Raw genomic sequence first — 25,059 nt, 5'->3', positions numbered from 1 at the left:
AACGCCTACCTTCTGTGTAGTTAGAGTTCACGCGGTGCTGCCGAAGAGGCGGCCACACCTATTTGATTCTGGGAAGAAGTGGCCTTGAGAACCAAATATTTACTGCGTGACTCTGGGTGAGAATCGGGGATGGACGGATGGATAAGAAAGAGATACGGAACGAGAAATCACAAGAAGTTTGTGATTTCCACCGGAGATTCCACACGATGTTTTAGCGCGTAACCTCGGTTTCCACAAAGTTATCCACAGGTGTGAATAGGTGGTTTATCCACAGCCTATCTCATGGCTGTGGATAACTATGAATTGGCTCCTTAACGCAGTTGACCTGCGCAAACAGCAAAAGTCTCAAGTTATGATTGAGAGTTATCCACATCCTGTGGGTGACTGTGGAATTAGATTCCTCAGTTGTACCGCGTTATAAGGGCGCTGTCTAACGCGCTTTTATGCGCGCTTGACACAGTGGCGCCTAGCGCGGTGGGTGGACGGCAGGAGGCGGCGCTTGCCGCGCAGCATGTGGGCAAAAAGTGGCGTTCTAGCTGCGGATAAAAACATCTTTGTAATTTCGGGGACACCCAGTGTGTCGATTTGTTTCGCGCACTATCTGTCACGTAACCTGTGATGGTCTATCGCAACAGTGCATGGTGCACATGTTGCATGTGGGAATGCCTCGCCACGCCTCACGGCGCTTAAAGTGCGAAGCCTTATCCCCACGTACACCATTCATCAGTGGATGTTTAAGCCCAGCGCCACCAGTGGCGCGAAGCTGTGCCATCCACCAACAACTTCAAGGAGTTAATCGTGGCAAAGGGTAAGCGTACCTTCCAGCCGAACAACCGTCGTCGTGCTCGCAAGCACGGCTTCCGTACCCGCATGAGCACCCGCGCCGGCCGCGCCATCGTCGCCGCTCGTCGCAAGAAGGGTCGCGCTAAGCTCACCGCTTAATTCATGCTTCCAGCCCAGCACAAGCTCACATCTCCGAGGCAATTTCGGAGGACCATCAAGGGCGGGCGCCGGGCGGGCACGCGCACTGTCGTCGTGCATTTGCGCTTTAATGACGGTGAAGACGCCATCGCGGCCACTGGGCCGCGGTTCGGTCTCATCGTGTCGAAGGCCGTCGGGAATGCCGTGGTTCGCCACCGCACCTCCCGACGGCTTCGTCATGTGTGCATGTCCTTCATGCGCGATGGTGTCAAAGGGACAATGCTGCCCGCCAACGTTGACATCGTTATCCGCGCCTTGCCCGCCAGCGGTGATGCCACCAGTGAGCGCCTTGAGCGTGATATCCGCAAAGCGCTACGCACATGGGATATCTGAACTCCCAAGGTGAGGAGATTCCCGAAGCCCGCGGCTTCGGAAGAGTCCTAGTTCACGGGGTGCGCTTCTACCAAAAGCACTTGTCAGGCCTTAAGATGGTCTCCACCTGTCGTTTTGAACCGACGTGCAGTGCCTATGCCCTCGAAGCCATTTCCATCCATGGAGCCTTCAAGGGGACGGGCATGGCGCTTGCCAGGTTATGCAAGTGCGGTCCCTGGCACCCGGGCGGGTTTGATCCGGTACCGACCAAACAACAACTGAGGTAAACAACTCTCGTGCTTAATTTCATCTATTGGCCAATTTCAGCCGTCTTGTGGTTCTGGCATTGGCTCTTGAGCTTCGTTCTTGATTCCGCATGGGGCGGAACCTGGATCATTGCCATCGTTCTTCTGACGTGGACGCTTAAGGCCATCATGGTCAAGCCGACCATCACGCAGCTGCGCTCCTCCCGCAAGATGCAGGAGATCCAGCCGCAAATCCAGGAACTGCGCACCAAGTACGCCAATGACCAGACCAAGGCGGCGCAGGAGATGCAGCGCATCTACAAGGAATCTGGCGTGCGCCCGGTGGCGGGCTGCTTGCCTATGTTCGCGCAGATCCCGATGTTCATTGGTCTGTTCCACGTGCTGCGCTCCTTCGACCGCACTGTTGCTGTCGCCGGTGGCATTGGCCACCCGGCGGGTGACGCCATGTCGGAGGAAATGAACGCCTCCATCGCCAACTACATCTTCGAACCCGCGCTGGTGAAGGAGTTCGTCGATGCCAAGATCTTCGGTGTGCCGCTGGTGGCCAACCTACGCCTGAACTCCGGTCTGGAGATCATTAAGGAAACCACCACCGCGCAGGCGGCCGTCATCATCGTGCCGCTCATTGCCATCATTGCGACGCTGACGCACTTCAACGCCCGCATGACGCTGAACCGTCAGGAGGCTCGCCGCGCCGCCGGCAAGACCGCTACCCCGCAGGGCCAGAATGCGGAGATGATGCAACAGCAGATGGCCATGATGAACAAGATGATGCTGTGGTTTATGCCGGCAATGCTGGTGTTCTCCGGTTTCATCTGGCCCATCGGCCTTCTCTTCTACATGTTGGCCAACACCGTGTGGACCTTTTTCCAGACCCGCATCGTCTACGCCAAGATGGACCGCGAGGAAGAAGAGGAGGCAGCCGCGAAGGCTGAGCTCAAGCGCACCTCTGCTCCGAAGCCGGGCGCACGCAAGAAGGATAATCGCTCCAAGAAGCAGCGCCGTAAGAACAATAACTAGAACTTAACCCAGGAGTTTTCACAGTGACTGAATCTGTGTCCGACACTGTGCCACTGGACCCGTCTGACGTCTTCGGATCGCGTCTGCCGCTCGCGCAGAAATACCACGATTCGCTGGCTACGGACGGGTCCACCCGTGGTTTTATAGGCCCCCGCGAGGTCCCGCGCCTCTGGGAGCGCCATCTCATCAACTGCGCCGTGGTCGCCGAAGTCATGCCGCAGGGCGCCACGCTTATCGACGTCGGCAGTGGCGCCGGCCTGCCCGGCATCCCGCTCGCGATCGCGCGCCCTGATCTGAAGATCACCCTCATCGAACCGTTGCTCAAACGCTCGACCTACCTCAACGAGGTCGTCGACCTACTGGGGCTGGATAACGTCACCGTCATTCGCGGCCGCGCCGAGGAGGGCCCGGTCAAAAAGGCCGTTAAGGGTGCCGACATCGTCACCTCCCGCGCCGTGGCCCCGCTGGGCAAACTGGCCAAGTGGTCCCTGCCGCTGGTGCGCAAGGGCGGGGAGATGATCGCGTTGAAGGGTTCCTCTGTCTACGAGGAACTGGAGCGCGACGCTGCGGATATCAAGCGCGCCGGTGGCGGAAAAGCCGAGGTCATGACCATCCACGGCACCACGATTATCCGTGTCCCGCGTGTGAACTAAAGTAGACGGCATGACTCATCCTCGTCTTATCACCATCGCGAACCAGAAAGGTGGCGTGGGTAAAACCACCTCCGCCGTCAACCTTGCCGCCGCGCTCGCTGAGGCCGGCAAGAAGGTCCTGGTGATCGACTTGGACCCGCAGGGCAATGCCTCCACCGCAGTAGGAGCGGAGCACACTTCCGGCACTAAATCCAGCTATGAGGTTTTGTTGGGGGACTGCAGCGCGGAGGATGCGATGCAGCACTCCCCCGACGATGAGAGCCTTTACTGCATCCCAGCCACCATCGACCTCGCCGGTGCAGAGATCGAAATGGTCTCCCTGGTTCGCCGCGAGTTCCGCCTCTATGACGCTCTGCACAACGGCTTCCTTGAGGAGCACGGCTTTGAGTACGTCTTTATCGACTGCCCACCTTCCCTAGGCCTGCTCACCATCAATGCGATGACGTGTGCAGAAGAAGTTATTATTCCCATCCAGTGTGAGTACTACGCCTTGGAGGGCGTGGGCCAGCTGCTGGGCAATATTTCCATGATTCGGGAGCACCTCAACGAGGACCTTCACATTTCCGGCGTGCTGCTGACTATGTTCGATGCCCGCACCAAGCTGGCTGAACAGGTGGCCAATGAGGTGCGCGAGCAATTCGGCGCCGTCGTTTTGGGCAACGTTATCCCGCGCTCCGTTCGCGTTTCGGAGGCACCGGGCTATGGTAAGACAGTTATCGCTTATGACCCGTCGTCGACGGGTGCTCGCGCCTACTCCGCCGCCGCGCGCGAGTTGGATAAGCGCGGAGACTACACACCGCACCCCACCACGGGTGCCATTGGCGTGAGCCCAGAGATTTTCGCGGAATTGGAAGGATAGGACACCGTGGCAGATAAGAAGGCAGAGCAGAAGCCGGAGCAGCGCCAGGGCGGCCTAGGCAAGGGCCTGGCCGCGCTCATTCCATCCGGCCCGGGTGCGCCCTCCCGTAAACCGCGCCTGGGGGATTCGGCGGCCGACATTATCCTTGGCGCTTCGACAGGCGGGGCTCACGGATCTGCGCCGAAAAAGGTGCAGGGAGCGCCCACCATCCAGCAGTCTTCTGGCTCGAAGAAGCGGCAGGCCAAGCCTTCGGTGATTGGTGCGACGTACCGCGAGATCTCCGTCGGGGATATCATGCCCAACCCGAAGCAGCCACGTACTGTCTTCGACGAGGATGAGCTGGCGGAGCTGGTCCACTCCATCAAGGAGTTTGGCCTGCTGCAACCGGTCGTTGTGCGCCCCGCTGAGGAGGGTGGCTTCGAGCTCATCATGGGTGAGCGCCGCTGGCGTGCCTCCTCCAAGGCGGGCCTGGCCACCATCCCGGCCATTGTGCGCGATACCAAGGATGATGACCTCCTGCGGGACGCGCTTTTGGAGAATATCCACCGCGTACAGCTCAACCCGCTGGAAGAGGCTCACGCCTACCAGCAGCTGCTGGAAGAATTCGGCGTGACCCAGAACGAGCTGGCTGATCGCATCGGCCGCTCCCGCCCTCAAGTCACCAACATGATCCGCTTGCTCAAGCTGCCGGTCAATGTGCAGAAGCGCGTTGCCGCTGGCACCTTGTCCGGTGGCCATGCCCGCGCGCTACTGGGCCTGCCGGATGCTGAAGCCATGGAGCTCATTGCCAACCGCATTGTGGCCGAGGGCCTGTCCGTGCGCGCTACGGAGGAAGCCGTCACCCTGTATAAGCGGGACGGTAAGCCGGCTGAGCCAACCAAGAAACCTGCCGCCCCGCAGCCGCAATTCTTTACTGATTCCGCTGAGCGCTTGGCCGATCGCTTCGACACCAAGGTCACCGTCACCATGGGCAAGCGCAAAGGCAAGATGGTCGTCGAATTCGGCGACCAGGAAGATTTCGAGCGTATTCTGGCCCTCATTGAGGGTAAGGAAAGCAGCTAGCTGACCATGCTCGTTCAGGCCGTCAAGGAAGGTGTTGCCATCAACCCCTTGGCGGCTCGATCCATCTTCTGGGAGCTGAAGACCACGGTCGCTGATCCTGTTTTCGAGAAGGAAGCATGGATCAGTGCCACGCTGCTGCGCTGTGGTGAGTGCGGTTTTACCGTGGGTGATGAGGCCACAGTGTTCTTTTGCCCGCCCGATCTTGCCCCCGGTGCCGCGAAGCTACCCACCTCCCCCGTCTCGGAGGACGCGGTGCTGGTGTCCTCGCTTTTCGTGAAATCGCACCGCGCGGCGAAGGGCCTGGAGGCGGTGCTTCTCGATGCCACCATCATGCACCTCACCTCCCGCGAAGCTAGCGCCGTTGAGGCCTTTGGTTACCGCGATGCTCGCGCCGCCGAGAATCTCCTGCGGGCTAAGCCCGGCCGTATTGGCCTACTACCGGTGGAAACGCTGGAATCCGCCGGTTTCAGGGTGGAGCGTGATCACCCCATTACCCCGCGCCTGCGACTCGAGCTGCCCCCAGCTTTCGATCTGCTGACGGCTGCCGCCGTGGAGGACCTCCTCGCCCGCGCCCTAGCCTAGATACAGGATGGTTCCCCCTAAGCTCGTTAGGAAGAGCGCTCCGCGCGCAGCAGCTCGTCGAAGCGGTAGGTGCCGGTGACGGCAGTGTCATCGTCAAGAAGGTACAGGCGCTTGACGGAGACGACGATGGCCTCGGCGATGTCATCGCGGCGATCTGGGTTGGCCAGAATAGTCACGTCCTTGGGGCTGGTTAGGTAGCCCAGCACGACCTGCACCACCGGCATCTGGGTCAGGCGCAGCAGTGCCCAGGTGCGGCCGTGGTTGCGGCAATTACCCAGTTCGGTACGGGCGACGATCTCACGTTGGATGAAGCCGGAGAGCGTTTCACCAATGAGCGAGGAGTTACCGGACTCAGAACCGAAGTAGAAGGTGGCTACGCCATTGGCCTTCTCTGTGGGGTACTCGTCGCAGGCGAGCGAAATGACCAAGTCAGCGCCAAAGGCATTGGCAATGTCGGCGCGATCATGAATAGAGGGATCATCGGTACGCGGGCGGGAGATGATGGTCTCCATGCCGGCGGCAATCATGCGGCCAGCAACTCGCTCGGCCAAATCCCAGAGGATCTCTTCCTCAGTGATGTCACCAAAGCGGCCCTTGACCGTACGGCCCTTGTTGAAACCGCCCAGGCTGGGATCGATGACAACGCGCTTGCCGGCCAATTGGGGCCCTGCGTTGCGGACGCGCTCGCGCTCTTGGATGTTGTGCGCTGATCCGCCGGTGATGCGCCGACCCAGTAGGTTGAGCGCGTTGATGGTCTCCGGGCCACAAATTCCGTCACTGCGCAGTCCAGAGTTCAATTGGTATTCCGCCAGCGCTGCATAGGTGCGGGCACCGAAATTGCCGTCGATGCGCTCCTGGTAGAAGCCGAGCTCCTGGAGCTGTTGCTGCAACTGGGAGACATCGTCGCCCACCTGCACGTTGCCAGGCTCATAGGCCAGCACGCGCGCACCCAAGGTGTAGGAGGCTTGGCGCAGTTCACGCAAAGTGAGTTCATCGATATCGCCGCTGGGCACAATGCCGCGTGATTGCTGGAAGGCCTTAAGTACTTCCGCTAGCTCGCTATCAAAGTGCTTATCGGCTTCGGAGTACTTTTGCTTCTTCCAGTCGGACAACGTCCCCTGGTAGTCAGTCATCAGGCCGAGGCGGGCAAGGGTTGCGCGTGCTTCGGCGACCCGAACGCTCTGGTCACCTACACGTAAAACGCGGTTCACACCTACCCCTTTCGTGATCAAGGAGGCGCACTACAGTGCGCCAACAACGAGTTAAAGAATACCAGTTAGAGCTGTTTCTTTACCTGCGCCACGATGTCGGCCTTGGAACGCAAGCCAACGAACTCATCGACCTTCTCGCCGTCCTTGAAAATCAGCACAGATGGGATGGACATGATCTGGAACATGGCACCCAAAGTGCGTTCTTCATCCACGTTGACCTTGACTACGGAGACGTCCTCACCGAGTTCTTCGGCGACCTCCTCAAGGATCGGGGACAGCTTCTTACACGGACCACACCATTCGGCCCAGAAGTCCACGACGACTGGCTTGCCTGCCTCTACGACGTCAGCGCGGAAGGAATCAGTAGTGACGTTTTTAATGTTGCTCATGTGATTACTAACGGTTCTCAGCCAGGAAATGTTCCGCATCAATGGCCGCGCGGCAGCCGGAGCCCGCAGCGGTGATGGCCTGCTGGTAGTGGTCATCCACCAAGTCACCACAGGCAAAGACACCTGGCAGCGAGGTCTTAGTGGAGGGCTGCTGTACCACCACGTAGCCAGCCTCATCGGTCTCTACCTGGCCGTTGAGGAAGCCGGAGCGCGGGTCGTGGCCAATGGCTACGAACATGGCGGTCAAATCCAGCTCGCTGGTCTCACCGGTCAGCACGTTCTTGACTTCGAGGGCACCGACCTTGCCGTCCTTCTCCAGGACGCGCTCGACGGTGGTGTTGGTCAGCCACTTGATCTTTGGGTTCTCCTTGGCGCGCTCCAGCATGATCTTGGAGGCGCGGAAGTTCTCCGAGCGGTGAATAATGGTGACGGTCTCGGCGAACTTGGTGAGGAAGGTGGCCTCTTCCATGGCGGAATCGCCACCGCCGACGACGGCGATGTTGTGGTCCTTGAAGAAGAAGCCATCGCAGGTGGCACACGCCGACACGCCGCGGCCGGTCAGCTCAGATTCGCCCGGAATACCCAGGTAGCGCGGAGCGGCACCGGTAGCGAGGATGACAGCGCGGGCTTCATAAACCTCGTCGCCCACGTGTAGCTTCTTCACCTCGCCTTCGAGCTCGATGGAATCTACAACTTCCATGCGAAGGTCGGCACCGAAGCGGATGGCTTGAGCGCGCATCTCTTCCATAAGCTCAGGGCCCATGATTCCCTTCTGGAAGCCTGGGTAGTTCTCGACCTCGGTGGTGTTCATGAGTTCGCCACCGTATTCAAAGCCCTCGAAGACGATGGGATTGAGTTCGGCGCGTGCTGCGTAGAGCGCTGCGGTGTAGCCGGCGGGGCCGGAGCCGACGATGGCGACATCGTGGATAGTCACTAAAAACTCCCTTGAAACGATTCTTTTTAAGTAAGACTCAGATTCTACTCGCCCTCAGTCTATCGCCGCACGCAACACTTGCCGAGCCCGGGCTCGGCGCGACTTCACCGTGCCCGGCGCAACACCCTGCACCTTGGCCACGGTATCGATGGGATAACCAGCCACGTCGGTGAGGTACAGCGCCTCGCGCTGGTCCTGGCGCAAGGTTTCCATCGCTTGGGCCACCGTGATGCGTTCCGCCAGGTTTTCGCTGGGGTTGTGCGCGAGCGCATAATTGCGGTCATCCTCAATGATCTCTGCATCGAGGGAGGCGTTTTCCCGGTTGGAGCGATGGTTGAGGAAGTCATAGCCGGAGTTCATTACCAGCCGGTGCAGCCACGTGCTCAGGGTGGCATCGTGCCGGTAGGAGGCCATGTTGCAGCTGGCCTTGAGCAGGGCCTCCTGCACAATGTCCTGCGCATCATCATCGTTGCGCGTATAGCGTCGCGCCATGGCGGTCAGGCGCGCGCGGTGCTTTTCGACGATTGCCGAAAAGGCCTTGGTATCTCCACCAATGAAGGCGTCGACGAGTTCACGATCGGTCGGCTGTGCTGACACTAAGAATCCCCCCGGAAACTTGAGCAATGACAAGTGGGTCAACACAGTCCCCGGCCGAAGCCGATGGTTTGTGATTGTCCCCCCGTTGATGTGGTTGCGAGTTTACGGGAAGATTCTGCTATCCGCTACGCGAAGCGTCTCACGTGCCGCGTTTAATGTGCCGTGCTTACTGCACGGCACGGGCACGGTACGCACGACGCAGTGCATCCTGGCATTCCAGCAGCACGCGGCGCAGCGCGCGCGGACGATCTTTGCTCAGGAATTCGCTGGTGGCGGCGTCGGCCATCGCGAGATCTGGGTAAAGACCGCGCACGAGGCGGTTGGCAATCTCGATGGGATGCTCCGTCCAGAGCTTCGCCAGAGAATCGAAATACTCCTGGGCAAAGGCTTCGGTGAGGTGGGCTGAGCGCGGTGCGTTGAACGCTGCGAGCAGGGAATCCACCTCCGCGTTGGAGTACGTGCCCGGCGTGCGCACGAGGTCAAAGACTTCGCGCTTGAGCTCGGCAGATGGGAAGGCGTGGGAGGCGCCTAGGTAGGCGGCGGCACCGGTGAGCGTGTTATCGCGCTCCTTCTCAGCCTCCAGCTCCTCGGTGCTGATGGCATCGCGGGCGGCCAAGGCGCGGAGGATGGCCCAGCGAATATCCGGGTCGAGGGCGAGGCCGTCGAGGGATCCGTCGTAAAGCGCACGCAGGCGCTGCGTGCCGGATTCCTCCGGGGTGGCCGCGAGCGCCTGAATGGCGGCTCGGGCGAAGGTGAGCTGCGCGTCGGAACCAGCCGGGGCGTCTTGCAGCACCTCCCACAGCCGCTCGGCATAATCGGAGCGAATCTCCTCGCCTTCTTCCTGGCTAACGAAGTGGTCGATGGCATAGCGGGCATTGGCAAAGGCCGTGGTCAGAAGCGTCGGGTTGGACTCCGCCGGAGCGTGCTTCAGCACGGTGTCGAGGTAGGAGCGCACCGGCCACTCGCCATCGCGGGTGAGGTTCCACAGGGAGGTCCAGATGACCGCTCGGGAGAGCTCATCCGGAACTTCAGACAAGCGCGCGCGAATGGTCTTCAAGGAGGTCTCATCGAAGCGGACCTTGGCGTAGGTGTGGTCGCCGTCGTTCAGCAGCAACAACGCCGGTGCCTGAAGCCCAGAAGCCTCGTCGAGGATAGTGCGCTCGCCCTCCAGATCGACGTCGAGGGTGGCGTACTTCTTCAGGGAGTTATCGAACAGCGCCACGTTGAGGCGGTGCGGGCGCGTGGTGTCCTCCGCCTCGACAGCGATAGCTAACTCGTGAATCCTATCGCCGTCCGCGTGTAACTCCGGGGTCAGCGTATCCGGGCCCCACGTGCGCAGCCAGGCTGTGGACCAAGCGTCGAGGTCGCGGTCGGTGTGCTTCTTCAGGGCCTTAAGGAGATCCTCGAAGGTGGCGGCAGCAAAGGCGTGCTCCTGGAAGTAGTCACGCGCGCCGGCATAGAAATTCTCCCGGCCCACGTAGTGCACCAGCTGCTTGAGCCCTGCAGCACCCTTGGCATACGTAATGCCGTCGAAGTTCTGACGCGCGGCATCCACGTCCGGGATCTCGGCCTTGATCGGGTGCGTGGTGGGCAGCTGATCCTGCAGGTAGGCCCAGTTCTTGCGCTGGCCGGCAAAGTTGACCCACGCCTCGGTGTACTCGGTGGCGTGCACCGAGGAATCCGCGCCCATGAACTCCGCGAAGGACTCCTTGAGCCACAGGTCATCCCACCACTGCGGGGTGACTAGGTCACCGAACCACATGTGCGACATCTCGTGCAGGATCGTATTCGTGCGCCCGGCATGCTGCGCGCGGGTGGCGGCGGAACGGAAGAGGTAATGCTCCGTAAAGGTTACGAGGCCGGGGTTCTCCATGGCACCCAGGTTGTACTCCGGAACGAAGATGGAATCATACTTGCCCCACGGGTAGGGATAGCCAAAGTTGTTGTGGAAGAAGTCCATGCCTTGTGCGGTGACCTGCAGGATTTCATCATCCAGGTACTCCGCCATGGAGGCGCGGGCGAAGGCGCGCAGTTCCACGCTGAGGGATCCATCGGGTGCGGTCCAGGTGCTGTGCTTTTCGACGTACGGCCCCGCCGAAAACGCCGTCAAGTACGTCGACAGCAGCGGGGTCGGGGCAAAGTGCGCTACTTCCCCACCCTCGGTCTTCTCGCGGCTGACCTCCGGTTGGTTACTGAGCAGCTGCCAGCCTTCCGGGCCGGTGAGGTGCACCTCGTAGCTGGCCTTGAGGTCCGGTTGGTCAAAGCAGGGGAAGATGCGGCGGGCATCAGATGGCTCGAGGTGCGAGTAGAGGTAGGTGGTGTCATCGGCTTGGTCGTGCATGCGGTGCAGGCCTTGGCCAGTGCGGGAGTAATAGGAGGAGCCGGTGATCTCCACGGTGAGCTCCTCCCCCACTGGAAGATTGCTCAGGTAAACCCGGCCGCCGTCGAAGGTGTTTTCCACCTCTTCGCCGTTGACGCGCACTGCGTGCACGGCCTTGCCCAAGTAATCCACGAAGGTCTCGGGCTCGGTGGTGGTGAAGCTCATGCGCGAGGTGACCTCGTAAGAGTCGGCGTCGGTGGGCGCACTCGTGACGTCGAGGTGCAGCTGGTAGGTGCTCAGACGCAGCGCAGCGCTGCGGGCAGAAGCTTCTGCATGGGTGAGGTTTGCGGTAGTCATGCGCTACATCTTAAACTCCGCTGCGGCGTGTATCACAGGCAAGTCGCTCAAAGTTGTTTCAAACAACGCAGTAACAAAAAGTTGTTGCCCGCAGTACCGAAATGGGCACTATGGGCAACAACTTAGAACTACTTCCTACGGCGAGGTTTCGCGCTTGATGGCTCACTCCTTGATGGCAGAAACCTCGAGCTCAATCTTGATGTACTCGGAGACCAGCACGCCGCCGGTCTTCAGCGGGGCGTTGAAGTCAATGCCGAAGTCGGTGCGGTTAATAGAGGTCTTGGCCTCGAAGCCCAGGCGGGTGTTACCGAAGGGATCCTCGGCCACGCCCGTCTCCTCTACCTTGAAGTCAACGGACTTGGTGGTGCCCTTGATGGTGAGGTCACCGGTGACCATGTCCTCGCCTGCCTCGTTCACGTCGAACTTGGTTGCGGTGAAGGTCATCTCCGGGAACTGCTCAACGTCGAAAAAGTCCTCGTTCTTCACGTGCGCATCGCGGTCGGCGTTGTTGGTATCGATGGACGCGGTCTTCACCGTGGCGGTAGCTGCGGACTCGTTAATGTTCTCTCCCACCTTCAGGGTGCCCTCGAACTCGGTGAAGTTGCCACGCACCTTGGTGATCATGGCGTGGCGGGCGACGAAGCCGATGGTGGTGTGTGCTGCGTCCAGTGTGTAGGTTCCTGCGGTGATAGTCATGGGTTCCTCGTTTCTTCTAGGTTTCTCTAGATTGTTGAGGTGACAACAATAATTATACGCTCCGTGTCTTGTCTGTAAAGGGAAGAAATCGCAAGAACAATAAAGCCCCAGACCTGGAACCCGAAACCTGCAGCGTGCTGTCAAGGGGTGAATGCGCCACTTCGACCGGGAGGTAGTTGTGACGCGTTGGACTCCGAAGGATGTTAAGGATGCTGCTGTTGAGCGAGTGGCTGCGGGCGAGGCAGTTAGCCTGGTCGCGCGTGATGTCGGTGTGGGCCCTGAAACTGTTTACGGATGGTTGAGGGTAAGAGGTGTCGAACCTCCTGGCAGGCGTGCGAGTCGTCTGCGTGATCCGTTTGTCCGTGAGGCCGTTGGGTTGGTGTGTGCAGGTATGTCGATCAATCAAGCAGCACAGACTGTTGGATTATCGACTGGCGTGCTTCACAGTAGGTTAAAGAAAGCTGGTGTAATCGAAGTACGGCCTAGACGCGCCCGCTTGTCACCTGATGAACGTGTCCAGGCCGTGGAGCGAGTGCTTGCTGGTGAGAGCTGTCAGACGGTGGCTGATGCGGTCGGTGTGCATCCTTCCACGGTGTATCAGTGGATAAGGAAGCAACGGTATGCGGAATTACGCCGGCAGCGACACCGTCGAACGCCTGATGAGGCGGTGGTGTCTATGCCAGATACCGGCAAGAAGCTGGGTAAAGATACTGTTATGCCAGCACCGATGAAAGCTCAAGCCATTGATGGATTTCCTAGCGGCGTATTCGACAAACACGCCTTAGTAGGGCGTGGTCGCAGGCTTACTGTTGAAGACCGTGTTGCTATTGAAGCGGGATGTCGTGTCGGTGATTCGGCACGTGCTATCGCACAGAAAATAAATAGGCACCACAGTGTCGTCGCCCGTGAAATCACCCGTAATGGTTGGAAGATTATCGATGAGGACGGCACAGAGCAGCTGCGGTATAACGCCCACAACGCTGCTGTTTCTACTGCTGGTCGGATGGTGCGGCCAAAACTACGCAAGCTCGATGAAAGCCCAACGCTTCGGGGTGTAGTGATCGATTGCCTTGCCCGCAGGTGGTCACCTGGGCGCATTAGTGCATGGCTTGAGCATGCTTTCAGCGATGATGAAAGCATGCGTATTTCCCACGAAGCGATCTACAGTGCCTTATACATTCAAGGTAAAGGCAGCCTGCGAGCCGAGCTTGAAGAAGTCATGAAGACTAAAGACGTACTTATCCGCGGCGGCGCAACACGCAAGAGTCGTGCCCGAAACGCTGGCGTGTTAACCGGTCGCCCTTGGATCAAAGGTGCTGAGATCACCCACCGCAACCCGGAAGCTGATGACAGGGCTATCCCCGGGCACTGGGAGGGCGACCTTGTCATTGGTAAAGGCGGCAAAAGCGCACTGATTACCCTAGTAGAGCGCACCAGCCGCTACACCCTGCTTGGACACCTCCCCGATGAGCACAGTTCACAAACCGTGGTCGCAACCTTGCAGGACATGGTCAAAGACCTCAACATCGAGCAGCTAAAAACCATCACATGGGACCAAGGGGCAGAAATGGCTGTCACAGCACAGGTCCAGATCAAAGACGGCTGCCAGGTGTTTTTCTGCGACCCGCACTCACCGTGGCAGAGACCAACCAACGAGAACACCAACGGCGAGATCAGGCGCCGGTTCTACAAAAAAGGCACCGACTTTGCCACCGTCACACCCGAACATGTCGCGTGGGTACAAAATGAGCTCAACGAAACACCCCGACAAATCCTCGGCGGCGCAACCCCACGTGAAATACTTAACGAACTATTCAAGCGTGGCGCATCCACCGCTTGATTCCGCCCAGGTGGGCGTCGTCAAGCGCGTGGTGCGTCTGAGTCAGCGAGCAGGGAGTTTCGGGATCGAGGTCTGGGGGAATGCGTGAGGTGGTGGGTTAGTTAGTCGGGATACCCACCAGGGTGGCCTCCTTCAGTGTGACGGAGCCGGACTTGGGCATGTCGGTGAAAACGATGAGGGCGCCGTCGAAGGCCACGGGCTTCTCCTTGAGCTCGATGTCCTGGCGTGCGCTCGTCAAGGTGCCGTGTGCGAGCTCGGTCAGCTTGCCGGAGTCAGGATCCGTGGGGTCAAAATCCTTGGTATTAACGCCATAGACCTCGTACTTGGCGCCCGTGGACTTGCTCTGCTGAAGCGGTAGCGCGCGGAGTTGCGTGGGCTTGTCAACGCTGAGCAGGAGTCCAGTGTCTGCCTTTTTCGTGGACCATGAACCAGATACTTCCTTGCCCTCCGGAACGGAGGTGGTCTTTACGTCTTTCAGGATCACCGGCGGCACGTTGGGGAAGGTCGTTTCCGTCGTGGATTCGCTCTTCGTCACCACGGGGGAAGTTTTCTCATTACCTACCTGGGAGAGAATCCACACGCTGAGTGCGGCCATCGCCACGACGAAGAGGGTAGCCAGCACACCGAGCACGATGATCCCGGAGCCAGAATAACCGCGGCCGCCGAAGCCCGGTGCAGGGCTCGGGTCCTCCTTGCGCGGGGTCTCCTCCACCGGTACCTGGAGGGTTTCCTCGCCGTCCTCGCCGTCGCCGGCGAAGACCGCCAAGCGGTGGGCGATGTCCTCGAGATCGGAGTCCTGGCCCTCTTCGGCGTCGGCAGCGATCTCCTGTAGCACCTCCGGTGTTGGGCTAGTGGAGTCCACCAGGAGAGAGATTGCGGAGGCCAACGCCGAGCGGTCAGTTTCCTCATCGTTGCTGTGCAGCACCGCGGGGAAGGCCAGCGTGGCAATACCTTCGGTAGAGATGCGGATGCGGTTGCGGTTTTCAATGCCCAGCACGAGGTCCGCCGCATGGGCCGCGGCTGTGGTGCGCACCAGCGGTACCAAGGCGTGGGCCACGGCGCGCGGATCGAGGTCCTCATCCTCCGACACTGTCTTCAACGAGGTGCCCTCTACCCAGTCCGCCACGACGAGGCAGCCCTGGCGGTAGGACAGGATATCGATGTTCTCCGCCACGGCATCCAGTTCCATCTCCGCTAGGCGGCGCGTGGCGCGGGAGACCTCGGCGGAGCGGCGGGCGGCCACGGCCGGGGTCGCCGGCGCCATCGGGGCTTCGCCTGTGGTGTCCACGAAGGTCAGCGACACCACGCGGCCGGTGGCCTGCTCGCGCGCCTTCCAGAAGCGGGTACCCGCGGCAGAGCCATAGTCTTTGAGGAGGCGGAAGCGGCCATCGGAGACCGGCGCACCCGGCACCAGGCGCGGACCACGGACGATACCGGCAGACATCGGCGGCGGCACCGGCGAAGAGTTGAAGGCGTCCACGCTGAAGATGGGCTGGAACTCCAGCTGCTCCGGGGCTTCGACCTCGATAGCTTCTGCATGCTCGATCTTGATGAAGCGGGACATGCCCGGAATGCGCTGCAGCTGGCGGCCCAGGTTGATGACTTCCGGCAGGCCCGAACGCGAGAGCACGATGCCGGTCACGATCACGAAGACCAGGCCCACGACGGCGAGCTTGAGCAGGTACACAAACGGCGGAACCTCGGCCGGGAGCACGAAGTTGATGCCGTAGTTGAAGGCGTAAGCAACGACTAGGCCAACGATGGAGGCCAGCACCGACCACACGGTGGTCGCGATAACCGCGCGGCCGCCCAGGCTACCCAGCTTGCGCTTGAGCAGGAAGCCGCCGATCACCGCGCCGGCCACGAAGCCGAAGCCGTTGGCAGTACCCAGCAGGATGACCACGCGCTCCGGGGAGTCCGCAACGTGTGGGGCCAACAGGGAGAGCACCACCTTGGTCAGCGTGATGCCGGCGATGATGAAGGTGGGTGTCCACGCTTCCTCGCGGGCGTAAAACACGCGCAGGTGCAGCAACACGAGGGCGTAGGGGATGAGGGTAAAGGCGGAGAAGCTCAGTGTGAGGCCGAGCAGCTCGGCCGCGTCGGCGTCGAAGGCTCCGTATTGGAAGAGGCCGCGGGCAATCGGGATACCGAAGCCCGTCATGAAGATGACGATCGGAATCAGGGCGATAAACGTCAGCTTCGTGCCGAGCGTGAGATCCCGAACCACGGCCTTGACGTCACCGTCCGCGGCGTTGCGGGACAGACGCGGCATAATTGCGGTGAGTAGCGTGACGCCGATGACGCCATAGGGCACCTGCAGAAGCAGCCAGGCCTGCTGGTAGGTAAAGGGCGCGCCTTCATCCGCATGCGCCGCCACGCGGGAGGTGATGACGTAACCCAACTGGGAAATCGCCACATAGGCCACAATTGCCATGGCCATCCCACCGAATTGCTTGAGGCGGTCATCCAGGCCCCACAGCGGCTTGAGGTTAATGCCTGCCTTCTTGAGATAAGGGAAGAGGATGAGGCATTGCACGACCACGCCCGCCGTGGTGCCTAGGGCTAGGAGCAGCACGTGCCTGTCCGTGATCGGCGAGGGTGCATCGGGATGCAGACTGCCCGGCACCAGCTGGTAGGCCACGAGCACCGAAATCGAGATGATGTTATTGACCACCGGTGCCCACGCGCCCGGCCCAAAAATATTCTTGGTGTTGAGCACCGCTTGGAAGAGCGCGAAGAGTCCGTAGAAGAAGATCTGTGGCAGCAGCAAGTAGGCAAAGGAGGTCGCCTGCACGGCATTGACCTCGCCGTCTTCCGGCAACATCATGCGCGTTAACTGCGGGGCAAAAATACAGGAAAGCACCGTGATCGTGGCCAACAGGGAGAAGGCCAGTGTGAAGAGGCGCCGGACAAAGTCCTCGCCGCGGTCGGCATCTTCCTTTTCCGCGCGCACCAGCACCGGAACCACGAGTGAGGTCAGCACCGCACCCAGCACAATCTCCGTGATGAGGTTGGGCAGCTGGTTCGCCGTGGTAAAGGCGGAGGAAATCGCCGGGCCAAGCGACGAGCCGATGAGCACGTTGCGAATGAATCCCGTGATGCGGGAAATCAACGTGGCGATAGCCATGGAACCGGTGGCGCGGACGACGGCGCCGTCGGAGTTCTTTTCGCCGCCGGACTCACTCGGGGCCGAGGCAGACTTGCCCTTCAGTCCCGAACGGTCCTCGAGTTCGTCGTCGACAGCAACGACGCCGCTCGGCGCGCGCTTTTCCGGGACCGGTGCCGGCGGCGAGGGCGTGACAATGCGTCGACGGGCACCAGACATAGGTTCATGTGTCATAGAGAAAACTATCCGTGAGACTTCTTTTTCTTCCGCTTACCCAGACGGAACAGGGCAGCTAGGACGAGGGCGAGCGCGGCGATCGCGCCGACTCCATAGACGCTAACGATACCGGCACGCGTCTGCACCGTGATGTCGATGGGATCCGAAATGAGGTGCTCAGATGGTGTTGCAAGCCACAGGCGCAGCGACGTCTGGTCAGCGTTGCTAGGCAGGTCAGCGGTCATGGACACGGTAATGGATCCCTTGGCCGGGATGTGAATCATGTTCTGCGTATTCAACGTGGCGCCGTCGGGGGCGTTATAAGCCAGGTGGGCGTCGACAGGCAGTGGCAGGCCGTTTTCCGCCACGATGAGCAGCGGCGATGACTCTGAGACGCGGGTATACACGTTGCCCGGTGGGATGAGGGATACGGAGGCGCGCAGCTCGCGAAGCATATCCGCGTTCTTCTCTAGGCGGGAGCGGCTTTGCTTCACCGAAGTCGGAAAGCCGTGCAGGCTGGAGCGGCCGGTCGCGCTGAGCGCCGTGAGCAGATCGTGGCGCAAAGGTGCCGTGAAGTCGTAGCGCGTCATGGCAATACCGGGGTCGTTGACCATGATGGACATCAACTCGTCGGTATAGCGCGCCTGCTGTGTTACCTGTGTGATCTCGGCGTCGTGAAAGGCTGAAGGGTCCGGGTAGGGGCTGCCGGGACTCCCACTGCCCTCCTCCACCTCTAGCGCGGTAACGGGGCGGGGTTCGAGGCGCCCAGAATCGAGGAGCCGCTGCGCTGCTTCCATCACCGCACGTGCGGCGGCAGGGTCCTGGTAATTCGGCAGCTTGGCCACGGTCTCCTCTTGTGCAGACGCCACGCTTATCGACGCCCCCGCCGTCAGTGCCCTCGCCTGTTCCGAATCGATCGAAAAGTCGTAGCGCAGCTCCGGGTTGGAGTACCCGGTGGTCTGCGGCTTCGATCCGGTTTGGGCCAAGAGTGCGCCGAGGGAGGCATCAAAGGTGGCGGCCTTGCCTACCCACTCGGAATTATCCGCCACCAACAGCGGAACGGACATCGCATGCTCGCTCGTCCCAGAGGCCGGCGCGGTGAGCTGCGTGCTGAGCGGGACGCCGAGGATGCGCTCGATGGTGTCTGTGCCTTGCTCTACGGCCTCGTGGGTGAGCCACTCATTGCCCACTTTGGCCACGGCATCGGTGTCTGCGTTGGCCCACGGCATGAGCATGCGGCAGTCGACCTGTTTGAGCTTCTGCAGCCATGCGGCGGCGTCCCGGGAACCCGCGCCGGGCGTGCCGCGATCGGAATCGGCGCTGTTAAACCAGGAATCACGCAGGCGAGTGGGGTGTTTGGCGGTAGAGGGGCGCGTCTCGTTGACGGTGTAGCCGGCGGACATGCGGTCGGCGGCGTCGACAAGCGCGGGGTCCAAAGCCATGCAGCCGGAACCGTGCAGATCATGCTGCAGGTAGGCGTCGAGCAGTTGATCGAGCCGCCCGCCCGGGGAGAGCTGTTCAGCCAGCTGCTCGCTTTCTAAGATGAGCTCCTCGCCACCGGTATCTCCCGGCACCACGTCTACCTCGGCGGTGACAGGATAGACCAGCGAAAAGGAATGCTCGCTCTCGTCTTCGGGAGCCGATTCTTCTCCTTGGAAATCCAGGATTGTCCGCTCCTCCGCGAAACTGGCCGCCTGGCCGTCGCGGGTGCCGGTGAGCGTGAACAGGAGCGGGTAGGCGCCAGGTTCCGTGATGGCCAGCGTGGAGTCTTTGCCCAATGCGGTGGGAACCTCCACGGTCAGCTCGCGGCTCTCCCCCGGTTCAAGCTTTCCCGCGCCGAGTGTCGCCCCATAATAAGGAAAGGATCCCGCAGCGAGCTCTTGGCGTGCCTGGGTGGTGGAGTTCACGGCAGTGCTGCGCCGGGAGGTTATCTGCAAATCATCAACGGCGCTCTCGGTTGGGTTATGGATGCGCAATTGTAGCTCGAGCGTCTCCCCTACCCGCGCCTCCGTTGCGCTAAGTAGGCTGAGCTCCAGCTCGTCGGGACCGCGGGAGCCGAGCCAATAGTGGGAGTCAGTAATCCCAGTGTCGGGAGTTTGTGCCTGGGCCACGGGGACGGTGCAGCCCACCGCCAGCGCCGCGATGGCCGCCGCTGCGCGCCACCTCACCGTGGGGTCGCCTTTCCTGCGGCAGCTTCCTTTCGCGCGAGATCCGGGAGGAGGTCGTGGGCAATGCGAGCCAGCTTGCGCTCGTCCGCATAGGCCAAGTGCTCGATGAGCTCGGAGACTGGGATCCAGGACACTTCTGTGACCTCCGGGTCTTCGTCATTCATGATGCCGTCCACAAAACGCAAAAGGTGGTGGTGCACTGTTTTGTGAATGCGCACCCCATCGGAGACGAACCAATAATCAATCATGCCGAGGTCCGCGAAGACCTTACCGTGGATTCCTGTTTCTTCCCAGACCTCGCGCTCAGCGGTGAGCTCTTTGGCTTCGCCATTTTCCACATGCCCCTTCGGCATGGACCACAGCAGGCGCCCGCGGCGGTCCAACCTGCCGATGAGCGCCACATAGATCTGGGACAAGTCCACGTTGCCGTTTTCGTCGACGGCTTCCGCCAATCCGGACACGACAAGTCCGCCGGCGGAGGTCTCATCCCGCGTGGTCATGCGGTTGGTGGACGTACGCTGGGGGCGTCCAGTGCGCTGGTTCCGGTGGCCCGCGCCCCGCCGGCGGCGGCGTTTGGACCCTGGCGTGTTCTTAGTCATCCCTGCTAATCGTAGTAGACTTCGATCCGTGAATTTTCAGGACACTCAGCTAATCGGCGTTCTTGCCCGCGCGGACGCTACCGTCAGCCGGCTCAGTGGCCTCTTAAGCGGCCTGGTGGAGCGCTTTGCGCTTCACGACGCCCCCCTCTACCTCGTCGGCGGCTCCGTCCGCGATGCCTTACTTGGCCGTTTGGGCAACGATCTCGACTTCACCACCCCGGCTCGGCCCGACGTGGTCTATTCCATTCTTGAAGAGTGGGCGGAGACTGTGTGGGATACCGGCATTGACTTCGGTACGGTCTCGGCGGCTTATAAGGGCCAGCAGATTGAGATTACGACTTTCCGTTCCGATAGTTATGACGGGCAGTCCCGCAACCCCGAGGTCATGTACGGCGATACCCTCGAGGGCGATCTCGTGCGCCGCGATTTCAAGGTCAACGCCATGGCCATCGAGCTGCGCCCGGACGGCACCCGTGAATTCCACGATCCGATGGGCGGACTCGCGGACCTAGCGAACCGCATCCTCGATACCCCGGATGCGCCGGAGATTTCTTTCCACGATGATCCCCTGCGCATGCTTCGTGCTGCGCGGTTTGCGGCGCAGTTGGAGTTTGACGTCGCCCAGCGCGTGCGCGGCGCCATGATCGACATGGCTGCTGAAATCCAGCGCATCACCGTAGAGCGCGTACAGGTGGAGCTCAATAAGCTCATCTGCGGTGTCGCGCCGTGGAAGGGCATTGACCTGCTCGTTGACTCCGGTATTGCGGATTATATTTTTCCGGAGATCCCGGCGTTGCGCATGGCCCCCGACGAGCACGCGCAGCACAAGGACGTGTACGCGCACTCGCTGACAGTACTGCGCCAGGCCATGGAGCAGGAAGAGGACGGCCCCGACCTGATTCTGCGGTGGGCGGCGCTGCTCCATGACATTGGCAAGCCGGATACCCGCGACACCACCGACGGCAAGGTCACCTTCCACCATCACGAGGTAGTGGGCGCGAAGCTCACCCGCAAGCGCCTGCGCAAGCTGAAGTTCCCCAAGGCTACGACCGAGGACATCGGCCAGCTGGTCTACCTGCACATGCGCTTCCACGGTTTCGGCGATGGCCAGTGGACCGATTCTGCTGTGCGCCGCTACGTCACCGATGCCGGTGATCTACTCCCGCGTCTGCACAAGCTTGTGCGCGCAGACTGCACTACCCGCAATGAGCGCAAGGCCCGCCGGCTCCAGCGTACCTACGATCAGTTGGAGGAACGCATCGCGGATATCGCCGCCAAGGAGGATCTCGCGCGCGTGCGCCCGGATCTCGACGGCAACGAGATTATGGAGATCCTCGGCCTTGAACCCGGCCCGGAGGTCGGCCAAGCCTGGTCCTACCTCAAGGAGCTGCGCCTGGAGGAAGGCCCCTTGGAGCGCGAGGTTGCTATTGCGAAGCTGCGCGAGTGGTGGAATTCTAGATAGGGATGTACGCAGACAGACTTTTCAACGCCCTCGAGCGCAATGATCCCGCCCCTGGCCAGCTCCTCGTGGCGGCTCCCGACACTCTCGCGCCCCACTACAACCGCTCGGTCATCCTCATCACCGAGCAGCATGCGGGGCGTACGTATGGCGTGGACCTGACTAAGCGCTCCGAGGTTGCTGTCTTCAACGTGATGCCGGAGTGGCTACCCGTTGTGGCTAAGCCGCAGGCTCTTTATATCGGTGGTCCGCACGACCAGCAGGCGGCCATTGGTGTGGCGTTGACCAAGCAGGGCGTCGACATCGAGAAGCAGCCTTCGTTGAGCCGCCTCGCCCCGCGCGTGGCACTCGTCGATCTGCGCGTGGGTCCGGATGCCGTCACCGAATTAGTGGAGGGCATGCGCCTTTTTGCCGGGCATTTCGAGTGGGGACCGGGCGAACTCGATGAGGAAATCGATCGCGGTGAGTGGTACGTGGCCCCCGCTCTGCCCCAAGACGTGGTCTCCTCCGGATCGACAGACACGTGGTCAGACGTCATGCGACGCCAAGCCATGCCTCTGCCGTTGTTTGCCACCTTCCCGCGCTATATCGATGAAGATAATTAGAGTTCCTCTCCACCCTCTGCGCTAACATCTCTGCCATGCGTGCGGAGATCATCAAGGCAATACGGACCTGCATGCCCATCGCCGTGGGGGTGGTGCCGCTGGGCCTCGCCTTCGGCGTGCTCATGGTTCAGACCGGTTTCGACTGGTGGTGGACCCCCATCTTTTCCATCGTTATTTACGCCGGCTCGATGGAATTCCTCGCCATTTCCATGGTGACCGGCGGCGTGACGCCGGCCGTTGCCGCACTGACGGGTTTCATGGTCAACTTCCGCCACATCTTCTATGGGTTGACCTTTCCACGCGATGAGATTCGGAATCGTTTCGGCCGCGCCTATTCCACGTACGCGCTGACCGACGAATCCTATGCCGTCCTCTCCGCCCTTCCCCGCGGTTCGCGCCCGAGCGGTGCATTTGTCTTCACCGTGCAGCTTTTCTGCCAGGTGCTGTGGGTTGTCTCGGGCATCATTGGTGCGCTGGCAGGCCAGGCTATTCCGCCCTCGGTGAAGGGGCTGGATTTCGCCCTCGTCGCCTTGTTCATCGTCCTGGCGATTGACTCCTTCCAGAACAACAAGGACTACTCGCTTCCCCTGTCCGCGGCGGTCCTGGGCGTCCTCGCGGGATTCCTTTTCCCCGATCAGTTACTCATGGTGGCGCTGAGTGCCTACTTCCTGCTCTTGGTGGTGCGCTACCTTTCCCCGCGTATCGATAGCGCGATGATTCTACGGAGGGAGCCGTCTTGCCAGTCGGAGTAACCCTAGGGAGCATCCTCGCAGTTTTGATTCCTGTGGGGGTAGTGACCGTTCTTTTGCGTTGGCTGCCTTTCGGATTCGTCAAAGCGCTTAAAGGAAGCCAGTTCATCAGCATGCTGGGGTTCACTATGCCCGTGGGTGTGATGACTGTTCTGGTGGTCTATACCTTGTTTAGTCAGACTCAAGACACGGGAAGCGTGGTGGCTCCCCTCGTCGGTGCAGCGGCTACTGCCGTGCTGCACCTCTGGCGCCGCAATTCCGGCTTGTCCATCTTTGGTGGAACGGCCGTGTACATGGTGTTGGTGAACTTGGTGCTTTAAAAGTCGCCGTACAGGGCGATGGCCTCTGTCCACAGGGAGTGGAACTGGAAGGCGTCGATAAGCTCAGCGTCGATGTCGGGGAACTTATCGTAGGTATCGGGGTGTGGCACTACTTGCTGGGGGATGTTGGCATCACCCACGGAGGCGGTCGGGGTTGCGGCGCCGACGATGGCGTCATTCGGCGCGAGCGCGATCATGCGCAGCATCGAGCAGGCTTCCCCGTTAATCTCCTCAAGTTCTGCGATATGGATGGCGGTGCCGACCTCTGGGACAGTCATGGTGGTGCGAACATAAAGCTTTTTCATGTGCTCTCACTCTACCCGCGAATAGCGAGCCGCCATAGACGCGCAGATCATCAATTGCACCTGGTGGTAGATCATGAGCGGGAGGATGAGAAGCCCCAAAGACGTGCCACCAGAGGCAAAGATGACCGAGGCCATGGGAAGGCCTGTGGCCAGGGATTTCTTCGAACCACAGAATTGGATAGCGATGATGTCTTCCCTGCTGAATCCCAACTTTTTACTCACGACCTTGGTCAACCACAGCATGAAGAAAACGAATGCGGTGGAGAACACAATCTGAAAAAGAATTTGCCATATGCTAATCGTCGCCCAGATCCCGTCGACCATTCCTTTCGAAAAGGCCGCATACACCACCATGGCAATGGAGCCACGGTCCACCACTTTCGTGGCCTTGCTCGCTGCGAGTTCTCCTACCCATTTTCTGGTGAGCTGGCCGAGCACGAAAGGTAGGAGCAAAAGGACAGAAACCTCAAGGAAAACTGAGCTATCGATATGGATGCCGTCTCCGGCGCCCATGAGTGCCATGACCAGCAATGGCGTAAGCAGAACTCCAGCGAGGTTTGATGCAGACGCAGAGACGATTGCTCCAGGAACATTTCCTCGGGCGATTGAGGTAAAGGCTACCGATGATTGCACCGTGGACGGTACGAGCGTGAGGTAGAGGATTCCCAAGTAAAGATCGTTTGGAATGAACGCGGTGAGTGGGCGGAGTGCGAGGCCGATGATTGGGTAGACCACGAAGGTAAACACCAGGATGGTGAGATGGAGCTTCCAGTGTTTGATACCGTTGATGGCTTCTCGCGTTGAGAGCCGCGCGCCGTAAAGAAAGAAGAGAAGGGCGATCGCGATATTCGTGAGGACATCGAAGCCGTCTGCAAAGCTTCCGCGTGCGGGAAAAACGATAGCGATTGCGACGGCGAAGAGGATGAGGATGATGAGGGGGTCGAGTCTTTTAAGGCGCTCAATCATAGAAGAGAGTCTAGACGCCCCTCACGGTTTCACGTGAAACATCTTTTCAAGCCCCTGCGTCCCTGGGGATAGCGTCTAGGCGGAGACCTTTTTGATTGTTCCACCGTTGTTTTCTACGCCGTACTCTGTAAGCGGTTTGGGACTGGGCCCGCCGGTAACTTCACCACTGCTGAGGTCAAAGCTGGAGTAGTGGCTAGTGCAGGTGGCAGTCATGCCCTCAATCTTCGTAATGAGGGAGCCCTGGTGTGGGCAGGTCTGGGAGTATGCCTTGAACTCCCCTTCAGTGGGTTGAGCGAAAATCACCTTGTCCACAATGATGGCTGAGCCGACGGGGATTTCCGTGGCAGCAATCTCCGCCGAGGGCTCCTTGCCGCAAGCAGCGAGGTAAGCCCCGGCAAAGGTTGTGGCGGTACCAAGCAGGAAGAGGCGGCGCGAACACGTAGTCATGTGGTTTACTCTATCTGATTCCCCGCCTTTGGTGGGGACC

At 60.5% G+C, this 25,059-nt stretch carries 23 protein-coding genes and 3 pseudogenes; 14 read left to right on the top strand and 12 right to left on the bottom strand.

Annotation, left to right across the window (positions count from 1 at the left end; all coding sequences use genetic code 11):
• Positions 1-798: 798 nt before the first annotated feature.
• Genes rpmH through CAURIM_RS12720 form a run of 8 tightly spaced genes read left to right on the top strand, consistent with a single transcriptional unit; the run spans position 799 to position 5,735 of the window.
• Positions 799-942: a 50S ribosomal protein L34 gene (gene rpmH / locus CAURIM_RS12755; RefSeq protein WP_003847033.1), complete on the top strand. Its 144-nt coding sequence runs from the start codon at positions 799-801 to the stop codon at positions 940-942.
• Positions 943-945: 3 nt separating this feature from the next.
• Complete coding sequence (rnpA, locus tag CAURIM_RS12750; RefSeq protein ID WP_201828906.1) at positions 946-1,314, top strand: ribonuclease P protein component; 369 nt, start codon at positions 946-948, stop codon at positions 1,312-1,314.
• Complete coding sequence (yidD, locus tag CAURIM_RS12745; RefSeq protein WP_070444526.1) at positions 1,302-1,580, top strand: membrane protein insertion efficiency factor YidD; 279 nt, start codon at positions 1,302-1,304, stop codon at positions 1,578-1,580. Before rnpA ends, yidD begins: the two co-directional genes overlap by 13 nt.
• Before the next feature lie 9 nt (positions 1,581-1,589).
• Entirely contained in the window at positions 1,590-2,579 is a 990-nt protein-coding gene (yidC, locus tag CAURIM_RS12740) for a membrane protein insertase YidC (protein ID WP_201828907.1), read from the top strand.
• 23 nt (positions 2,580-2,602) lie between these two features.
• Positions 2,603-3,232, top strand: coding sequence for a 16S rRNA (guanine(527)-N(7))-methyltransferase RsmG (rsmG, locus tag CAURIM_RS12735; protein WP_070444530.1), 630 nt, complete (start codon positions 2,603-2,605; stop codon positions 3,230-3,232).
• Between the two features lie 10 nt (positions 3,233-3,242).
• Positions 3,243-4,091, top strand: coding sequence for a ParA family protein (locus CAURIM_RS12730; RefSeq protein ID WP_070711385.1), 849 nt, complete (start codon positions 3,243-3,245; stop codon positions 4,089-4,091).
• A gap of 6 nt (positions 4,092-4,097) precedes the next feature.
• Entirely contained in the window at positions 4,098-5,153 is a 1,056-nt protein-coding gene (locus CAURIM_RS12725) for a ParB/RepB/Spo0J family partition protein (protein WP_070444535.1), read from the top strand.
• A 6-nt stretch (positions 5,154-5,159) separates the two neighbouring features.
• Complete coding sequence (locus CAURIM_RS12720; RefSeq protein ID WP_070444537.1) at positions 5,160-5,735, top strand: hypothetical protein; 576 nt, start codon at positions 5,160-5,162, stop codon at positions 5,733-5,735.
• A gap of 26 nt (positions 5,736-5,761) precedes the next feature.
• Here the strand turns inward: CAURIM_RS12720 and CAURIM_RS12715 are convergent, their stop codons facing one another.
• The 6 genes from CAURIM_RS12715 to CAURIM_RS12690 all read right to left on the bottom strand — a co-directional run bounded on the left by CAURIM_RS12715 (position 5,762) and on the right by CAURIM_RS12690 (position 12,239).
• Positions 5,762-6,946, bottom strand: coding sequence for an N-acetylmuramoyl-L-alanine amidase (locus CAURIM_RS12715; RefSeq protein ID WP_070444539.1), 1,185 nt, complete (start codon positions 6,944-6,946; stop codon positions 5,762-5,764).
• Between the two features lie 65 nt (positions 6,947-7,011).
• The gene (gene trxA, locus CAURIM_RS12710) at positions 7,012-7,335 is read right to left on the bottom strand and encodes a thioredoxin (protein ID WP_070444541.1); all 324 of its coding nucleotides are present in this window, start codon (positions 7,333-7,335) and stop codon (positions 7,012-7,014) included.
• A 7-nt stretch (positions 7,336-7,342) separates the two neighbouring features.
• A complete protein-coding gene (gene trxB / locus CAURIM_RS12705; protein ID WP_070444543.1) occupies positions 7,343-8,269 on the bottom strand; it encodes a thioredoxin-disulfide reductase in 927 nt (308 codons plus the stop codon).
• Between the two features lie 54 nt (positions 8,270-8,323).
• Positions 8,324-8,866: a sigma-70 family RNA polymerase sigma factor gene (locus CAURIM_RS12700; protein ID WP_010188059.1), complete on the bottom strand. Its 543-nt coding sequence runs from the start codon at positions 8,864-8,866 to the stop codon at positions 8,324-8,326.
• 166 nt (positions 8,867-9,032) lie between these two features.
• Positions 9,033-11,543, bottom strand: a complete 2,511-nt coding sequence (gene pepN / locus CAURIM_RS12695) for an aminopeptidase N (RefSeq protein ID WP_201828908.1) — start codon at positions 11,541-11,543, stop codon at positions 9,033-9,035.
• Between the two features lie 162 nt (positions 11,544-11,705).
• Positions 11,706-12,239: a YceI family protein gene (locus CAURIM_RS12690; RefSeq protein ID WP_201828909.1), complete on the bottom strand. Its 534-nt coding sequence runs from the start codon at positions 12,237-12,239 to the stop codon at positions 11,706-11,708.
• Between the two features lie 151 nt (positions 12,240-12,390).
• Here CAURIM_RS12690 and CAURIM_RS12950 point away from each other — a divergent pair.
• Both CAURIM_RS12950 and CAURIM_RS12680 read left to right on the top strand, forming a co-directional pair.
• A pseudogene (locus tag CAURIM_RS12950) lies at positions 12,391-12,840 on the top strand (helix-turn-helix domain-containing protein); the annotation flags it as partial.
• A gap of 19 nt (positions 12,841-12,859) precedes the next feature.
• Positions 12,860-14,079: pseudogene (locus CAURIM_RS12680) on the top strand (IS30 family transposase).
• Between the two features lie 97 nt (positions 14,080-14,176).
• Here CAURIM_RS12680 and murJ read toward each other — a convergent pair.
• The 3 genes and pseudogenes from murJ to CAURIM_RS12665 form a co-directional block, all read right to left on the bottom strand.
• Positions 14,177-17,419 (bottom strand): murein biosynthesis integral membrane protein MurJ, encoded by a 3,243-nt coding sequence (gene murJ / locus CAURIM_RS12675; RefSeq protein WP_070645158.1) that lies wholly within the window; start codon positions 17,417-17,419, stop codon positions 14,177-14,179.
• Between the two features lie 8 nt (positions 17,420-17,427).
• The gene (locus CAURIM_RS12670; RefSeq protein WP_201828910.1) at positions 17,428-19,569 is read right to left on the bottom strand and encodes a hypothetical protein; all 2,142 of its coding nucleotides are present in this window, start codon (positions 19,567-19,569) and stop codon (positions 17,428-17,430) included.
• Positions 19,566-20,150, bottom strand: a pseudogene (locus tag CAURIM_RS12665) (NUDIX hydrolase); the annotation flags it as partial. The gene CAURIM_RS12670 and the pseudogene CAURIM_RS12665, both read right to left, overlap by 4 nt.
• Before the next feature lie 46 nt (positions 20,151-20,196).
• Between CAURIM_RS12665 and CAURIM_RS12660 the strand changes: the two are divergent.
• Genes CAURIM_RS12660 through CAURIM_RS12645 form a run of 4 tightly spaced genes read left to right on the top strand, consistent with a single transcriptional unit; the run spans position 20,197 to position 23,301 of the window.
• Positions 20,197-21,630: a CCA tRNA nucleotidyltransferase gene (locus CAURIM_RS12660; RefSeq protein ID WP_201828912.1), complete on the top strand. Its 1,434-nt coding sequence runs from the start codon at positions 20,197-20,199 to the stop codon at positions 21,628-21,630.
• Positions 21,631-21,632: 2 nt separating this feature from the next.
• Entirely contained in the window at positions 21,633-22,232 is a 600-nt protein-coding gene (locus tag CAURIM_RS12655; RefSeq protein ID WP_201828913.1) for a YqgE/AlgH family protein, read from the top strand.
• A 35-nt stretch (positions 22,233-22,267) separates the two neighbouring features.
• Entirely contained in the window at positions 22,268-22,984 is a 717-nt protein-coding gene (locus tag CAURIM_RS12650; RefSeq protein ID WP_201828914.1) for an AzlC family ABC transporter permease, read from the top strand.
• Complete coding sequence (locus CAURIM_RS12645; RefSeq protein ID WP_070524917.1) at positions 22,969-23,301, top strand: branched-chain amino acid transporter permease; 333 nt, start codon at positions 22,969-22,971, stop codon at positions 23,299-23,301. Before CAURIM_RS12650 ends, CAURIM_RS12645 begins: the two co-directional genes overlap by 16 nt.
• Here the strand turns inward: CAURIM_RS12645 and CAURIM_RS12640 are convergent.
• The 3 genes from CAURIM_RS12640 to CAURIM_RS12630 form a co-directional block, all read right to left on the bottom strand.
• Positions 23,298-23,606 (bottom strand): hypothetical protein, encoded by a 309-nt coding sequence (locus CAURIM_RS12640; protein ID WP_070524915.1) that lies wholly within the window; start codon positions 23,604-23,606, stop codon positions 23,298-23,300. The two genes, CAURIM_RS12645 and CAURIM_RS12640, sit on opposite strands and share 4 nt — an antisense overlap.
• A gap of 6 nt (positions 23,607-23,612) precedes the next feature.
• A complete protein-coding gene (locus CAURIM_RS12635; protein WP_201828915.1) occupies positions 23,613-24,572 on the bottom strand; it encodes a bile acid:sodium symporter family protein in 960 nt (319 codons plus the stop codon).
• 75 nt (positions 24,573-24,647) lie between these two features.
• The gene (locus CAURIM_RS12630; RefSeq protein WP_144657826.1) at positions 24,648-25,019 is read right to left on the bottom strand and encodes a Rieske (2Fe-2S) protein; all 372 of its coding nucleotides are present in this window, start codon (positions 25,017-25,019) and stop codon (positions 24,648-24,650) included.
• Between the last annotated feature and the right edge of the window lie 40 nt (positions 25,020-25,059).

It is taken from the genome of Corynebacterium aurimucosum, assembly GCF_030408555.1.
Taxonomy (GTDB): domain Bacteria; phylum Actinomycetota; class Actinomycetes; order Mycobacteriales; family Mycobacteriaceae; genus Corynebacterium; species Corynebacterium aurimucosum.
Note: the sequence above shows the minus strand (reverse complement) of the source record. Positions and strands in the feature narration are given on the sequence as shown.

Coding starts and splice junctions, on each gene's coding strand:
- rnpA (WP_201828906.1), top strand. CDS start 946: ATGCTTCCAGCCCAGCACAAGCTCACATCTCCGAGGCAATTTCGGAGG.
- yidD (WP_070444526.1), top strand. CDS start 1,302: ATGGGATATCTGAACTCCCAAGGTGAGGAGATTCCCGAAGCCCGCGGC.
- CAURIM_RS12730 (WP_070711385.1), top strand. CDS start 3,243: ATGACTCATCCTCGTCTTATCACCATCGCGAACCAGAAAGGTGGCGTG.
- CAURIM_RS12720 (WP_070444537.1), top strand. CDS start 5,160: ATGCTCGTTCAGGCCGTCAAGGAAGGTGTTGCCATCAACCCCTTGGCG.
- trxA (WP_070444541.1), bottom strand. CDS start 7,335: ATGAGCAACATTAAAAACGTCACTACTGATTCCTTCCGCGCTGACGTC.
- pepN (WP_201828908.1), bottom strand. CDS start 11,543: ATGACTACCGCAAACCTCACCCATGCAGAAGCTTCTGCCCGCAGCGCT.
- CAURIM_RS12690 (WP_201828909.1), bottom strand. CDS start 12,239: ATGACTATCACCGCAGGAACCTACACACTGGACGCAGCACACACCACC.
- murJ (WP_070645158.1), bottom strand. CDS start 17,419: ATGACACATGAACCTATGTCTGGTGCCCGTCGACGCATTGTCACGCCC.
- CAURIM_RS12655 (WP_201828913.1), top strand. CDS start 21,633: ATGTACGCAGACAGACTTTTCAACGCCCTCGAGCGCAATGATCCCGCC.
- CAURIM_RS12650 (WP_201828914.1), top strand. CDS start 22,268: ATGCGTGCGGAGATCATCAAGGCAATACGGACCTGCATGCCCATCGCC.
- CAURIM_RS12640 (WP_070524915.1), bottom strand. CDS start 23,606: ATGAAAAAGCTTTATGTTCGCACCACCATGACTGTCCCAGAGGTCGGC.
- CAURIM_RS12635 (WP_201828915.1), bottom strand. CDS start 24,572: ATGATTGAGCGCCTTAAAAGACTCGACCCCCTCATCATCCTCATCCTC.
- CAURIM_RS12630 (WP_144657826.1), bottom strand. CDS start 25,019: ATGACTACGTGTTCGCGCCGCCTCTTCCTGCTTGGTACCGCCACAACC.